Raw genomic sequence first — 15422 nt, forward strand, 5'->3', positions numbered from 1 at the left:
CCTCATGAGCACCACTGCGCCCCGCCCCCACTCCGCCGCGGACGCCGCCGACCGCGCCGGAACCCGCACCCGGGTCCGCCGCTCGCGCTCCGGCCCGATCACCCCGACCCCGCCTGTCGACGTGCTCGGCAGCGAGGTCGACGCCCGGCTCGACGAGGACGGCGCCCCCGGAGTCGACGTCGCCGCCCTCGGTGAGCTGCTGCTCGGCGACTGGCGCGAGCAGCGCCTCGCGACCCGTGCCCTCACCTCCCGCCCCGAGCTGCACCGGACCGACGGCCTCCCGATGGCCGAGCACCGCGCGCGGGTCACGCAGCAGATGAGCATCCTCGCGGCGGAGGGCGGTGTGCACCGCGCCTTCCCGGTCGCCCTCGGCGGCGACGCCGACCACGGCGGCAACATCGCCGGCTTCGAGGAGCTGGTCACCGCCGACCCGTCCCTGCAGATCAAGTCCGGCGTGCAGTGGGGCCTCTTCGGCGCCGCCGTCCTGCACCTCGGCACGCAGGCGCACCACGAGAAGTGGCTGCCCGGCATCATGAGCCTCGAGATCCCCGGCGCCTTCGCGATGACCGAGACCGGGCACGGCTCCGACGTCGCCTCGATCGCGACCTCCGCGACCTTCGACGAGGAGGCCGGCGACTTCGTCCTGACCACCCCGTTCCGCGCCGCGTGGAAGGACTACCTCGGCAACGCCGCCGTCGACGGCCGCGCCGCCGTCGTCTTCGCCCAGCTCGTCACCCGCGGCGTGAACCACGGCGTGCACGCGTTCTACGTGCCGATCCGCGACGACGAGGGTGCCTTCCTCCCCGGCGTCGGCGGCGAGGACGACGGTCTCAAGGGCGGCCTGAACGGCATCGACAACGGCCGGCTGCACTTCGACCACGTCCGCGTGCCGCGCGAGAACCTGCTCAACCGCTACGGCGACGTCGCGGCCGACGGCAGCTACTCCTCGCCGATCGCGAGCCCGGGCCGCCGCTTCTTCACCATGCTCGGCACGCTCGTGCAGGGCCGCGTCTCGCTCGACGGCGCCTCGGTCGCCGCCTCGAAGATCGCGCTGACCATCGCGGTCACCTACGGCGACCAGCGCCGGCAGTTCACCGGCGGAGGCGACCGCGAGGAGGTGCTGCTCGACTACCAGCGGCACCAGCGCCGGCTGCTGCCGCGCCTGGCGACCACCTTCGCGGCCGGCTTCGCGCACGACCGGCTGCTGCGCGCCTTCGACGACGTGTTCTCGGGCAGGAACGACACGGACGAGTCGCGGCAGGATCTCGAGACGCTGGCCGCGGGCCTCAAGGCGCTCTCGACCTGGCACGCCCTCGACACCCTGCAGGAGGCGCGCGAGGCCTGCGGCGGCGCCGGCTTCCTCGCCGAGAACCGGCTCACCCAGCTCCGCGCCGACCTCGACGTCTACGCGACCTTCGAGGGCGACAACACCGTGCTGCTGCAGCTCGTCGCCAAGCGCCTGCTGACCGATGTCGGCCGCCGCTTCAAGAACGCGCAGCCGGGGGAGCTGGCCCGCTACGCCGTCGGCCAGGTCGCCGGAGCGACGGTCAACAACTCCGGGCTGCGGCGGCTCGCGCAGGTCGTCGCCGACCGCGGCTCGACGGCCCGCTCGGTCGGCCAGCTCCGCGACGAGCAGCGCGAGCTGCTGACGGACCGCGTCGAGAGCATGGTCTCGGGAGTCGCGTCGCGCCTGCGCTCGGCGTCGAAGCTGCCCGCCGACGAGGCCGCCCGCCTCTTCAACGCGCACCAGAGCGAGCTGATCGAGGCCGCCCGCGCCCATGCGGAGCTGCTGCAGTGGGAGGCGTTCACCGAGGCGCTCGCCTCGATCGAGGACGACGGGACGCGCACGGTGCTGACCTGGCTCCGCGACCTGTTCGGCCTCGAGCTGATCGAGAAGCACCTCGCCTGGTATCTCCTGCACGGCCGGCTCTCCTCGCAGCGGGCGCTCGCCGTCACCTCCTACATCGACCGCCTGCTCGCGCGGCTGCGCCCGCACGCCGGCGACCTGGTCGCCTCGTTCGGCTACCGCCCCGAGCACATCCGCGCGTCGATCGCGAGCGGCGCCGAGGCCGCCCGCCAGGAGGAGGCGCACGCCTGGTACGAGGCCGCCCGCGCCGCCGGCACCCTCCCCACCCCCGAGAAGTCGCCGAAGCGCTGACCCCCTCCGCGAGATGCCACTTGTGCACGCGACACGCCGTGAGAAGCGTGCACAAGTGGCATCTCGCGACCGGCGTCAGCGCTCCAGGAAGGCCAGGGCGGCGTCGCGCTCGGCGCGCAGCTCGAGCACGGACTCGTCGATCTTGGCGCGCGAGTGGGCGTCGATCTCGAGGCCCGGGATGATCCGCCACTCGCCGTCGACGGAGCGGACGGGGAACGAGGAGATCAGCCCCTCCTCCACGCCGTAGGAGCCGTCGGACTCGACGGCGGCGGAGGTCCACTCGGTGCCGGTGACCCAGTCGTGCACGTGGTCGATCGCGGCGGACGCGGCCGAGGCGGCCGACGAGGCTCCGCGGACCTCGATGATCTCGGCGCCGCGCTTGGCGACCCGCGGCTCGAACTCCTCGTGCAGCCAGCCGGCGTCGACCAGCTCGGTGACGGGCCGGCCGTCGACGACCGCGTGGGTGACGTCCGGGTACTGCGAGGCGGAGTGGTTGCCCCAGATCGTGACGCCCGAGATCGCGTCGACCGGAGCGTCGAGCTTCGCGGCGAGCTGCGCGACGGCGCGGTTGTGGTCGAGGCGGGTCATCGCGGTGAAGCGCCCGGCCGGGATGTCCGGGGCGCTCGCACGCGCGATCCAGGCGTTGGTGTTGGCCGGGTTGCCGACCACGAGCACGCGGATGTCGTCGGCGGCGTGCTCGTTGAGCGCCGCGCCCTGCGGACCGAAGATGCCGGCGTTCGCCGCGAGGAGGTCGGCGCGCTCCATGCCGGCGGAGCGCGGGCGGGCGCCGACGAGGAGGGCGACGCTCGCGCCGTCGAACGCGGCGGCGGGGTCGTCGGTGACCTCGATCCCGCGCAGCAGCGGGAACGCGCCGTCCTGCAGCTCGAGCGCGGTGCCGGCCGCGGAGCGCAGGCCGGCGGGGATCTCGAGGAGGCTCAGCCGGACCGGGACGTCGGGCCCGAGGAGCTGCCCGGAGGCGATGCGGAACAGGAGCGCGTAGCCGATCGCGCCTCCCGCTCCGGTGACGGCGACGGTGACGGGGACGCGCTGCATGCTCATGCGGCCGACGCTAGTCCGGGTGCCTGCGCGCCGCATCGGAAGCGCTCTGCGGACGGTGGACGCCCCCTGCTGATCGAGCAGCCCGCGCAGCTCGACCAGCAGGAAGCGGTGCGGTTCAGTCCCCGCCCGGCGCCCCCGTCGACCCGCGCAGCACCAGCCGGGTGCGCAGCTGCAGCTGTCGCTCCGGCACCGGACGCCCGTCGATCAGCGCGAGCAGCATCCGCACGGCCGCGCGGCCGACCTTGTGCATCGGCTGGCGCACCGTGCTGAGCGCCGGGACGAGCCGCGACGCCTCCGGCACGTCGTCGAAGCCGACCACCGACAGCGCCTCCGGCACCGCGATGCCGAGCCCGCGCGCGACCTCGATGACGGCGATCGCCGAGACGTCGTTCGCCGCGAAGACCGCGGTGGGCGGATCGGCGCGCCCGAGCAGCTCCGTCGCCGCCGCCACCGACGGCTCGTAGTGGTAGCAGCCCACCCGCACCAGCCCGGGGTCGTAGGCGAGCCCGGCCTCGGCGAGCGCGCGCCGGTAGCCGGCCTCGCGCCGGTGCGACGACTCGAGGTCCGGGCGGCCGGCGACGAATCCGATCCGCCGATGCCCGCTCTCGATCAGGTGGCGGACGGCGAGCACCGCCCCGCCGAAGTCGTCCGAGCCGACCGAGTGCAGCTCGGTCTGCGCGGTGAGCGGATCGACGACGACGAGGGGCAGCCCCGGGTCGCCGATCACGGAGGCGGGAGCGACGAGGATCGCCCCCTCGACGCGCGCGTCGCGCAGTCGCAGCAGCGAGTCGCGCTCCCAGCCCGGCGCGTCCTGGTGGCTGGACCCCGTGCTCGCGAGCAGGTCGAAGCGCGTCCCGTGCAGCGCCGACGCCACGCCCTTCAGCACCTCGGCGCTGAACGGCTCGACGTCGGTCAGCACGACGCCGATCAGCCCGGGCCGCGCCTCCGCGTCCGCCCCCACGACTCCGCCGCCGGCGTCCTCGAGCACCGTCGCCGAGCCCGAGCTCGGCAGTCTCCCCCTGGGCACGTGGGTCACCCTTCCCGCTGGTCCGGATCGTCCCGGCCGCGTGCTGCTCGTCGCGCGGTGGACGCCGTCGAAGGCCCTGTCCACCCCGTCCCGGGATCCGGATCGCACCCTTGCGCTCCCGAATGTTCCCGGTAACATTGCCGACAGACTAGCTGAACATCCGCTCAGCGGTCGAGGACGGCAAGCGACGGAACAGCCCCCTTCCCCTCAGTGCTGACGGGGATCGGCGGCTGCTGCTCGCGCAGGCACGCTGTGGAAGCTGCTGCGCAGGAGCCGATCGCACGGTGCCGCCCTCATCGTCGGAACAGCCGCGGCGCCCGCCTCTCGGGCGCCCTCCCGCGCTGTCCTCCCGCACCGCTCCCGGTGCTCCGCACTCGCGCCCTCCCGGCGCTCGAACTGATCGGCGACGGTGCCGATCGAGGAGGAAGACCCCATGGACAAGCGACGTCCTTCCACTCCCTGGCTCGCCCGCTCCGGAGCCGCCCTGGCCGGCTGCCTGCTGCTCGCCGGAGTCGGCTCCGCGGCCGCCTTCGCCGACACCGAGTACGGCGACGGCGAGGTCGACGTGAACGTCTCGATCGCCGAGGTCGAGCAGCCCGGCGTGCTCGCGATGAGCGTCGACGGCACCGCCGCGGTGCTGACCGAGAGCGGCTCCACGCCGACCGTGCGGCAGTTCACGGGCGAGCTGCCCGAGGTCACCGTCACCGACACCCGCGCCGCGGACGAGATCCCCGCCGGCGCCGGCTGGTACGTGCTCGGCTCCTCGAGCGACTTCGTCGGCGGCGCCGGCCAGCAGCCGATCGGCGCCGACCACCTCGGCTGGACCCCGCAGCTCGTCGACGGCGGCGACTCCGGTCTGGTCGCCGAGGGCGATCAGGTCGACACCGTGCTCGACGAGGGCCCCGACGCGGTCGGCCTCGTCGACCAGGAGCTGCTCGCGATCGCGCTCGACTCCCAGGGCGTCGCCGCCGAGGGCTCGTGGACCGTGAAGGCCGGCCTCACGCTCAAGACCGAGGCCGACGTCGCTCCCGGCGACTACTCCTCCGTGCTGACCCTCTCGCTCTTCGAATGAGCGGATCGGGAACGAGGGCGCTCGCGATGACCGCGGTCGGCGCCCTGCTCACGGCGGGCCTGCTCGCCTCGGCCGCCCCGGCGAGCGCCGCCGGCGGCTGGATGCCGGAGCCCTCGTACACCTCGACCGACACGGGCGACGGCCGCTACCGTGTGCCGCTGCTCAACGCGGACGTGCCCGACGTCAGCGTCGAGCGGGTGCCCGCGGCCGAGAACGACGAGGGCCGCGACGTCTACTACATGATCTCGACGACGATGCATCTGAGCCCCGGGGCTCCGATCATGAAGTCCTACGACCTCGTGAACTGGGAGATCGTGAACTACGTCTTCGACCGGCTCGAGATCGGCGACCGGTTCTCGCTGCGCAACGGCCAGAGCTCCTATGGCAACGGCCAGTGGGCGTCGTCGCTGCGGTACCACGACGGCCGGTACTACGTCGTCTTCAACACCAACAACCTCGGCGGCTCCTACCTCTACTCGACCGACGACATCGAGGACGGGGCGTGGACCCGCACGGCGCTCGGCCGCGCCTTCCACGACCCGTCGCTGTTCTTCGACGAGGCCGACGGCGGCACGCCCTACATCTTCTACGGCTCCGGCTCGACCAGCGCGGTGAAGCTCAGCGACGACCTCACGACGGTGGTCGGGGAGTATCCGGACATCCTCCGCACGTCCGACTACCCGGGCGCCGGCTACCTCGGCGGCCTGTTCGAGGGCGCGCAGGTGCAGTACATCGACGGCCAGTACTACATCGTGATCATCACCTGGCCCTCGGGTCAGGGCCGCCAGGTCGCGCTGTTCCGCTCGTCCGAGCTGCTCGGCCGCTACGCCACCGCCGACGGCGGCAACCCCTACGAGGGCCGCGGAGTGCTGAACTCGAGCGGCTTCGCGCAGGGGAGTCTCGTGCCGATCGCCCGCGAGGACGGCACGACCGACTGGCACGGCATGTTCTTCCGCGACAGCTTCCCGACCGGCCGCATCCCGGGTCTGATCCCGGCGACCTGGAAGGACGGCTGGCCGACCTTCGGCACGAACGGCTCGGTCCCGGTGGGCGGCAGCTTCCCGAAGCCGATCCGCCTGAGCCCGGAGGAGGAGCTGTTCGAGAGCCAGAAGAGCCTCGTCGTCTCGGACGACTTCGACAACGACGCGCCGGCGAAGGCCTACCAGGACGAGGAGTGGACGATCCCGGCCGCCCCGAGCATCGACCCGGCGCTGATCGGCGTCGAGCTGCTGCAGAACCCGGGGGCGGAGTCGGGCACGGCGCCGTGGGCCGGCCAGTTCGGCGCGACCCTCACCGCCGACAGCTCGGATCCCGCCTCGGGCACCGCCGCGCTGAAGGTGGGCACCAGGACCCTGAACGGCTCCGGACCGAGCCAGATCCTGGCCGCGAAGCTCCAGCCCGGCGTCACCTACACGGTCTCCGCGAAGGTGAAGCACACCAGCGGCCCCGCCTCGGTCCGCTTCAACCTCTGCGCCGACTTCGGCGCCGGACCGCAGACCATGGTCACCGCCGCCGTCCCGCAGGGACAGTGGACCACGATCACGGGGCGCTACACCGTGCCGCAGAACGCGAGCGTCTCGAGTGTGAAGTTCGCGGTCGAGACGCCGTGGGGGAACCCGCAGCCCGCGTCCTCGAGCGTCGAGTACCTCCTCGACGACGTGTCGATCATCGGCGCCGCTCCGACGACCGAGCAGCCGTCCGCCGCCGAGATCGCGCCGAACGGCTCGCGCCTGGACCCGGCCTGGCAGTGGAACCACGCCCCCGACAACCGCTACTGGTCGCTGACCGAGCGCGAGGGCTGGCTCCGCCTCACCAACGGCAAGGTCGTCACCGGGGAGTACCGGCACACCAAGCTGTCGGACTCGCCCGAGCTGACCTGGCTCGAGGAGGCGCGCAACACGCTCTCGCAGCGCATCGTCGCGCCGAAGCAGTCGGCCGAGGCGACGCTGGACGTGTCGGGGATGAAGGACGGCGACGTCGCCGGTCTCGCCGCCTACAACCGCGGCTTCTCGTACGTCGCGGTGAAGCGGGTGGCCGGCGTGAACACGGTCGGAGTGGTGAACCGCGGCCAGCCGTTCGCGCAGACCTTCGACCAGGCGGCCGTGGAGGCGTTCCTCCCCGGGACCACCGCCGTGCTGCCCGCCGGTGCCGAGGTGCACCTGAAGGCCGACCTGGAGCTGAACGACCCGGCGGGGCAGCTCTGGACGACCTTCTCCTACAGCCTCGACGGCACGGCGTGGACGAGGCTCGGTGACCGCGTGGGCCCGCAGACGCTCGACGGGACGCTGACCCACTTCATGGGCCACCGTCTCGGGCTGTTCAGCTACGCCACGCAGACGACCGGCGGTCACGTCGACGTCGACGAGTTCCTGCTCAGCGACACGCTCTCCTCGGAGGGGAAGGCGCTCGACCGCGCGCCGCTCGACGCCGCGATCGCGCACGCCGCGACCCTCCGCGAGGCCGACTACCCGGCGGACGCGTGGGCCGCGATGCGGTCGGTGCTCGTGAAGGCGCAGGCCGTCACGACCGCCGGCACGCAGAACCGGCTCGACGCCCCCGAGCGCGCGCTCAGCTACCAGCTGGCCCGCCTCGGGACGCTGAGAGCGGCGTCGCTCGACGTCACCGCGGAGGCGAGCACGCGCTGCATCGCCGGGAAGGTCGTCGTCACCGTGAAGGCGACCAACCGCGAGCAGGTGCCCGTCGCGATCGAGATGACGACCGCCTCCGGCGCGAAGTCGTTCGCCGCCGTCGCTCCCGGGAGGAACGCGAGCCACGCGTTCACGACCCGAGCGACGAGCGTCCCGGCCGGCGAGGCGACGGTCACCGCGACCGCCGTCGTCGACGGCGCCCCCGTCAGCACCACGGTCCGCGCGCCGCACCCGGCGGCGACCTGCGGCTGACCCTCGCGGGCGGCCGGTCCTCGAGGCCGCCCGCCCGCGACTCCCGACCCGTCGCCGGCGCTCGCCGCCGACGACGACACCCAGAACGACGCGATCAAGGAGGATTCGTGAGAACACGACAAGAAGCCGCCCCGAAGGGCAGGCTGCGACTGAGGCTGCTGGCGACAGCGGCCCTCACCGCACTGCTGGTGGCGCCCTTCGCCGGCCAGACCTCGTCCGCCGCCGAGCAGGAGCTCATCGTCAACGGCGGGTTCGAGAACGGCGTGGCGAACTGGTTCGTCAACAACGGCAACGCCGCCGACGCCGGCAGCATCGCCGTGACGGCGGATGCGAAGACGGGGTCGGGCGCCGCGCTCGTCACCGGGCGCACCACGACCGGCGCGGGAGCCATGCAGGACCTGACCGGCAAGGTCACCGCCGGTCAGACCTACCAGGTGAAGGCGCAGATCAAGTACGAGAACGCGGCGGGCCCCGCGACCAAGCAGTTCTTCGCCACGATGCACTACGGCGGAGGCACCTACACGAACCTCGCGAGCGTCACCGCGACCAAGGGGCAGTGGGCGTCGATCACCGGCTCCTTCACCATCCCTGCGGGCCAGAGCGTCGCCACCGCGCGGCTGTTCTTCGAGACCCCGTGGACGGCCACCCCGTCGGCCGCGCCCGACACCCACCTGATGGACTACACGCTCGACGACGTCTCGCTCGTCGGCGCCGCGCCGCCGGCCCCCGCGTCGAAGACCATCGAGGTCGTCGGCAAGCTGCCCGGCGACCACAACCCGCTCATCGGCTGGAAGTTCGGGGCCGACGGCTTCGGCTTCGTGGAGAACGGGCGCGTGTACATGTACATGACGAACGACACCCAGGGCTACGCCCCGAACCCGGCGACGGGCGTCTCTCCCGGGATCGACTACGGGAAGATCAACCAGATCACCGTGATCTCCTCCGACGACCTCGTCAACTGGACCGACCACGGCGAGATCCAGGTCGCCGGCTCCGCGGGAGTCGCGCCCTTCACCGGCAACTCGTGGGCGCCCGGCATGGCCAAGAAGACCGTGAACGGCGTCGACAAGTACTTCCTCTACTACGCCAACGGCGGCGGCTCCAGCAACGTGATCACCGGCGACTCGCCGGTCGGCCCGTGGACGAGCCAGCGCACCTCGACGCTGATCAACGACAGCACCCCCGGTGCGGACGTCGCGTGGAAGTTCGACCCGGCGCCGCTCATCGACGACGACGGCCAGGGCTACCTGTTCTTCGGCGGCGGACCCGCCTCGACCGCCCTCCCCGCGGCCGAGCGCTTCAACAACCCGAAGAACATCCGCGTGATCGAGCTCGGCGACGACATGATCTCCACCGAGGGCACGGCCGCCGTGGTCGACGCTCCGGTCGCGTTCGAGGCGGCGCAGGTCTTCGAGCGCGAGGGCAAGTACTACCTCTCCTACTCGTCGCACTTCGGCGGCACCGACTTCGGCGGCAACCAGACCCGCGTGCCCGGCTACCCGGGCGGCGGCGAGATCGGCTACATGATCTCGGACGACCCGATGTCGTGGCCCAAGGAGGCGTACGCCGGCGTGATGTTCCCGAACCAGAGCCGCTTCTTCGGAGCGGGGACGGGCGGCAACAACCACCAGTCGGTCTTCGAGCTCGGCGGCAAGTACTACTTCACCTACCACGCGCCCACGTTGAACAAGCGGATCAACGGCGACACCACCCAGGGCTACCGCAGCCCGCACATCCAGGAGCTGCAGTTCAACGCGGACGGCACGGTCCAGCAGGTCGTCGGCGACTACGCCGGCGTCGACCAGGTCAAGGACTTCGACCCGTTCCGCACCTTCCCGGCCGAGACGATCGGCTGGAGCAAGGGCATCGCGACCGGACCGCTGGGCACCCCCGGCGCCGGAGCGACGCAGAACCTGACCCTGCGCGACCTCGACAGCGGGGACTGGACCGCGCTGTCGGCGGTCGACTTCGGCGACACGGGAGCGGCGACGTTCTCGGCCCGCGCGAAGGCCCTGCAGGCCGGCGGCAGCATCACCGTGCGTCTCGACTCCGAGACCGGGCCCGTCGCGGGCACGCTCGCGGTGACCGGGGCCACGGGGGAGTGGGCCGACCTGAGCACGACGCTGACCGGAGCGACCGGAGTGCACGACGTGTACTTCAGCTACTCCGGCCCGGCCGGCGACCTGTTCGAGCTCGACACCTTCGCCTTCACCGAGGGCGAGGCGGCCCCGGCCCTCGAGCTCGCGGCGAGCGCCTCCACCCGCTGCATCGCGGGCAAGGCGATCATCACGGCGCAGGCGACGAACGCGTCCGACGCGACCGCCGCGGTGACGATGACGACCGCCTACGGCACCAAGACGTTCGCGTCGGTCGCCGCCGGCGCGACGGTCTCGCACGCCTTCACCACCCGGCAGGTGAGCCTGCCCGCCGGCGCGGTGACGGTCGGCGCCTCGGCGACGATCGACGGCACCCCCGTCTCCGCGGAGGTGACCGCCGCCTACCCGGCCCGCCCCTGCGCCTGACGCACCACTGATGAAGGGAGCGCCCTCGACCCTCCGGGGCCGAGGGCGCTCCCTCGTGCCTGCTGGCGGAGCGGCCCGCCCCATGCTGGTCGAGCAGCAGCGCAGCGTCGCATAGAGAACCGCCCACCACGCCCCCTCCCCACCGCGCAACCCCCGCCCCCATCCGGAGCCGGGCCGAACCCAATCGCGGCCCCCGTCCCTGATCGTCAGTAGTGTGCGGCCCATGCGCACTCTGTACCCCGAGATCGAGCCCTTCCACACCGGGATGCTCGACGTCGGCGACGGCCACGAGATCTACTGGGAGGCCTCCGGCAACCCCGAGGGCAAGCCCGTCGTCTTCCTGCACGGCGGACCTGGTGCCGGCGCCTCGGCCGCCCACCGCCGCCTGTTCGATCCGGAGAAGTACCGGATCGTGCTCCTCGACCAGCGGATGTGCGGCCGCTCCACCCCGCACGCCAGCGAGCCGGACGCCGACCTCTCCACCAACACCACGTGGTACCTCGTCTCCGACCTCGAGAAGCTCCGCGAGCACCTCGACATCGAGCGCTGGCAGGTCTTCGGCGGCTCCTGGGGCTCCACGCTGGCCCTCGCCTACGCCGAGTCGCACCCCGAGCGGGTCACCGAGCTCGTCCTCCGCGGCATCTTCACCCTGCGCCGGGCCGAGCTCGAGTGGTTCTACGAGGGCGGCGCCGCCGCGGTCTACCCGGACCTCTGGGAGGGCTACACCTCGGTGATCCCCGCGGGCGAGCGCGGCAGCCTGATCGAGGCCTACTACCGACTGCTCCACGACGCCGACCCCGCCGTGCACGGACCGGCCGGCGTCGCCTGGACCACCTGGGAGTCCTCGACCGTCACGCTCCTGCAGAAGCCGGAGATGATCGAGGCGTGGTCCGATCCCGCCTTCGCCCTCGCCTTCGCGCGGATCGAGAACCACTACTTCGTGCACAAGGGCTGGCTGGAGGAGGGGCAGCTGATCCGCGACGTCGGCGTGCTGCGCGGCATCCCGGCCGTCATCGTCCAGGGCCGCTACGACATGTGCACGCCCGCGTTCACCGCGTGGGACCTGCACAAGGCCTGGCCCGAGGCGGACTTCCACCTGATCCCCGACGCCGGCCACGCGTTCGACGAGCCGGGCATCCTCGACGCGCTGATCGAGGCCACCGACCGCTTCGCCTCCTGAGCCGATCGACCGCCCGCCTCGCATGACCGGCGGGGCGGACTAGCCTGGGCGGATGCGCGCGGACGAGGACTCGGGGATGGACGGCTGGCCCACCGGCCGCCTTCTCGCCACGGCGTCCCGGATGGTCGAGCACGCCTGGCACGGCGCGCTCGCCGAGATCGGCCTCACCCACGCGGGCCTGGTCGTGCTGCACCTGCTGCAGGCCGGCCCGGCCGCGCAGAAGGAGCTCGCCGCCTCCGCCCACGTCGAGGTGCAGACCATGTCGCGCACGATCGAGCGCCTCGAGCGCGAGGGGCACGTCTCCCGCGTGAGCGACCCCGCCGACCGCCGCCGGCAGCTGGTGTCCCTGACGGACAAGGGCGTCGAGGCCTGGCAGCGCGCCCACCGGCTCGAGGTCGACATGCTGCCCGGCACCCTCGACCACGGCCCGCTGCGCGAGGCGCTGCTCGACATCATCCGCGACGCCAGCGAGTCGCGCTGGGGCTGATCCCGTCCCGCCGCGCCGTCCGCAACCCCGGGCAGCGCGTCCGCGGTCGGCGCTAGTTTGACCGCATGACCTTCAACGACGACTCCCAGCTCAGCGGCGGCAAGGTCCGCCGGCGCGGCCGCACCACCGGCATCGCGGTCGGCGGAGGAGCGGTGGGCGTCGTCGTGCTCGCCCTGCTCTCGCAGCTGCTCGGCGTCGACCTCTCCGGGCTCGGCGGTCTCGTCGGCGGCGGCGGAACCTCGCCGGACCAGGTGACCAGCGAGGCCGTCGACTGCGACACCGGCGCGGACGCCAACGCCGAGGTCGACTGCCGGCTCGAGGGCGCGGCGGAGTCGCTCGACCGCTACTGGGCCGGCGCGGCGGGCGCGATCGGCGCGAGCTACACGACGACCGGCGGCGTCATCGTCTTCGAGGACCAGACCAGCACCGGCTGCGGCAACGCGACCGCCGCGGTGGGCCCGTTCTACTGCCCGCCGGACCAGACGATCTACCTCGACACCGACTTCTTCGACGAGCTGCGCACCCGCTTCGACACCTCGGGCGGCTCGCTCGCGCAGATGTACATCCTGGCCCACGAGTGGGGCCACCACATCCAGAGCCTGACCGGCGCGATGGAGTCGGCCGACCGCAGCGGCACCGGCCCGGACTCCGACTCCGTGCGCCTCGAGCTCCAGGCCGACTGCTACGCCGGCGCCTGGGTCGGCGACGCCTCCACCGTGCCCGACGAGACCGGCACGCCCTTCCTCAAGCCGGTGACGACGGAGCAGTACCGGGACGCCCTGAGCGCCGCCGCGGCCGTCGGCGACGACCGCATCCAGGAGCAGGCGACCGGCACCGTCGACCCCGAGGGCTGGACCCACGGCTCCGCCGAGCAGCGCCAGCGCTGGTTCCAGGCCGGCTTCGACGCCGACGCCACCGCCTGCGACACCTTCGCCGTCGCGGGCTCCGCCCTCTGACCCCTGCCCGCCGCCGCATGCTGGTCGAGCAGCCGCTCAGCGCCCCGCATGCCGGTCGAGCAGCCGCGCAGCGGCGCATCGAGACCCGCCCCCTCAGCTCACCGAGTCGCTCGGCTCCTCCATGTACCACTCCGTGAACGAGCACGCCCGCCCGTCCTCCGCGAACCGGATCACCCACAGGTTCAGGTACGTCCGGTCCGACGGGTAGATGGTCCGCGCCTCCACGACCGCCGTCGTCTCCGTCAGTGCGACCAGCCCCCAGGCGAACGTCGGGTCGTCCGGCTCGCTCTCTGCCACCCACCACTCCACGATGGCGTCGCGCGGGGTGATCGCCTCCGCGTACGGCGCCGTGAAGTACTCCGCGTCCTCGGTGAAGAGCGCCGCGACATCGGCGGGGTCGTCCGTCGCCCAGGCCTTCTCGTAGCCGGCGATCCAGCTCTCGATCTCGATCATGCGCCCATCCTCGTCCCGCCCGCGGCCGCCCGGTAGAGCGATCGGGAAGGTTTCCGAGCATCGGTCGGTTCGGCTCAGAGGCCCGGCGATGCAAAGCTGAGCAATACGACCCGCCCCGCAGGACGCCGGACCCCCGGCGCCCCGCTCCCGCACGCCGCCGACACGAAGGACCGCAGTGCCCGACTCCGACAGACGCTCGCTGACCCGCTCTCCCAGCCCCCGCCTGATCACCGCCGTCCTCGCCTTCGCGGGGATGAGCGCCTCGTTCATGCAGACGCTGGTCGTCCCGATCCAGTCGGAGCTGCCCACACTCCTCGGCGCCGACCGCAGTGAGACCGCGTGGGTGATCACCGCGACCCTGCTCAGCGCCTGCATCCTCACCCCGGTCTCCGGGCGGCTCGGCGACCTCTACGGCAAGCGCCGGATGGCCCTCGCGGCCCTCGTCGTCCTGGTGATCGGCTCGATCGTCTGCGCCTTCGCGGACGACGTCTGGACGCTCGTCGTCGGCCGGGCGCTGCAGGGCGCGGTGATGGGCGTCATCCCGCTCGGCATCTCGATCCTCCGCGACACCCTGCACCGCGACCGCCTGCCCGGCGCGATCGCCTTGGTCAGCGCGACGCTCGGCATCGGCGGCGCGCTCGGTCTGCCGCTCAGCGCGCTGGTCGCCGAGAACCTCGACTGGCACGTGCTGTTCTGGATGTCCGCCGGACTCGGCGTCCTCGACATCGTCCTCGTGTTCCTCGTCATCCCCGTCTCGACCCTGCGCTCGCCCGGGCGCTTCGACGTCGTCGGCACGATCGGCCTCGCGATCGGCCTGAGCGGCATCCTGATCGCCGTCTCCCGCGGCAACGACGCCGGCTGGACGAGCCCCGGCATCCTCGGCTCCGGCTTGGGCGGCGTCGCGGTCCTGCTGATCTGGGGCTGGTACGAGCTGCGCCAGGAGAGCCCGCTCGTCGACCTCCGGGTCGCCGCCCGGCCGGCCGTGCTGTTCACGAACCTCGCCTCGGTGGCCGTCGGCTTCGCCTTCTTCGGCGCGCAGATCACCCTGCCGCAGCGCCTCGAGCTGCCCGCGGCGTCGGGCGTCGGCTTCGGCCTCAGCCTGATCGTGGCGAGCCTGGTCCTGGCGCCCTCGGGTCTGGCGATGATGGCGACCTCGCCGCTCGCCGCCCGGCTCTCGGCGCAGTCCGGGCCGCGCCTGGTGCTGGTCTCGGGAGCGGCGCTGATCGCCGTCTCCTATCTGCTGATCCTCCCGTTCGGCGCGGAGGTCTGGCAGATCCTCGTGATCAACGCGCTGATCGGCGTCGGCCTCGGCCTCGCCTACGCCGCGATGCCGACCCTGATCATGCACGCGGTCCCGGCCTCGGAGACCGCGGCGGCGAACGGCCTGAACTCGCTGATGCGCACCCTCGGCACGACGCTGTCCTCCGCCGTCACCGCGGCCGTGCTGGCGCAGCTCACCGTCTCGGTCGGAGCCGTCGATCTGCCGAGCTCGGAGGCGTTCGAGACGACGTTCGTCATCGGCGCGATCGGCGCGGTGGTCGCCGTGGTGCTCGGGCTGCTGATCCCGAAGGTGTCCCGCCCGGAGGTGCGTCCGGCGCTGCCCTGACC

General features: G+C 72.7%; 11 protein-coding genes. 8 read left to right on the forward strand and 3 right to left on the reverse strand.

Annotated elements, in window-relative coordinates; translation table 11 throughout:
* The first annotated feature begins 4 nt into the window (after positions 1-4).
* Positions 5-2158, forward strand: coding sequence for an acyl-CoA dehydrogenase (locus HRK28_RS09775; RefSeq protein ID WP_173251304.1), 2154 nt, complete (start codon positions 5-7; stop codon positions 2156-2158).
* 75 nt (positions 2159-2233) lie between these two features.
* Here HRK28_RS09775 and HRK28_RS09780 read toward each other — a convergent pair whose 3' ends face one another.
* Together HRK28_RS09780 and HRK28_RS09785 are read right to left on the reverse strand one after the other, a co-directional pair.
* The gene (locus tag HRK28_RS09780; protein ID WP_160091459.1) at positions 2234-3211 is read right to left on the reverse strand and encodes a malate dehydrogenase; all 978 of its coding nucleotides are present in this window, start codon (positions 3209-3211) and stop codon (positions 2234-2236) included.
* Positions 3212-3332: 121 nt separating this feature from the next.
* On the reverse strand, positions 3333-4244 hold the full coding sequence (locus tag HRK28_RS09785; protein WP_173251305.1) for a substrate-binding domain-containing protein: 912 nt from the start codon (positions 4242-4244) through the stop codon (positions 3333-3335).
* A 433-nt stretch (positions 4245-4677) separates the two neighbouring features.
* Here HRK28_RS09785 and HRK28_RS09790 point away from each other — a divergent pair, with 433 nt between their 5' ends.
* From HRK28_RS09790 to HRK28_RS09815, 6 genes are all read left to right on the forward strand, one after another.
* The gene (locus HRK28_RS09790) at positions 4678-5316 is read left to right on the forward strand and encodes a hypothetical protein (protein WP_217274640.1); all 639 of its coding nucleotides are present in this window, start codon (positions 4678-4680) and stop codon (positions 5314-5316) included.
* Positions 5313-8216: a family 43 glycosylhydrolase gene (locus tag HRK28_RS09795; RefSeq protein WP_173251306.1), complete on the forward strand. Its 2904-nt coding sequence runs from the start codon at positions 5313-5315 to the stop codon at positions 8214-8216. Before HRK28_RS09790 ends, HRK28_RS09795 begins: the two co-directional genes overlap by 4 nt.
* A 107-nt stretch (positions 8217-8323) precedes the next feature.
* Positions 8324-10738: a family 43 glycosylhydrolase gene (locus HRK28_RS09800; protein WP_217274641.1), complete on the forward strand. Its 2415-nt coding sequence runs from the start codon at positions 8324-8326 to the stop codon at positions 10736-10738.
* 223 nt (positions 10739-10961) lie between these two features.
* On the forward strand, positions 10962-11918 hold the full coding sequence (gene pip, locus HRK28_RS09805) for a prolyl aminopeptidase (protein ID WP_173251307.1): 957 nt from the start codon (positions 10962-10964) through the stop codon (positions 11916-11918).
* Positions 11919-11970: 52 nt separating this feature from the next.
* Positions 11971-12405, forward strand: coding sequence for a MarR family winged helix-turn-helix transcriptional regulator (locus HRK28_RS09810; protein WP_160090876.1), 435 nt, complete (start codon positions 11971-11973; stop codon positions 12403-12405).
* 65 nt (positions 12406-12470) lie between these two features.
* A complete protein-coding gene (locus tag HRK28_RS09815; protein WP_160090875.1) occupies positions 12471-13361 on the forward strand; it encodes a neutral zinc metallopeptidase in 891 nt (296 codons plus the stop codon).
* A 93-nt stretch (positions 13362-13454) separates the two neighbouring features.
* On the opposite strand, the gene HRK28_RS09820 is transcribed toward HRK28_RS09815, so the two are convergent.
* Positions 13455-13814, reverse strand: coding sequence for a nuclear transport factor 2 family protein (locus HRK28_RS09820; protein WP_160090874.1), 360 nt, complete (start codon positions 13812-13814; stop codon positions 13455-13457).
* Positions 13815-13989: 175 nt separating this feature from the next.
* Between HRK28_RS09820 and HRK28_RS09825 the strand changes: the two genes are divergently transcribed.
* Positions 13990-15420 (forward strand): MFS transporter, encoded by a 1431-nt coding sequence (locus HRK28_RS09825; protein ID WP_367948385.1) that lies wholly within the window; start codon positions 13990-13992, stop codon positions 15418-15420.
* Positions 15421-15422 lie beyond the last annotated feature (2 nt).

Source organism: Rathayibacter sp. VKM Ac-2835 (assembly GCF_013266705.1).
In the GTDB taxonomy this organism is placed as follows: domain Bacteria; phylum Actinomycetota; class Actinomycetes; order Actinomycetales; family Microbacteriaceae; genus Rathayibacter.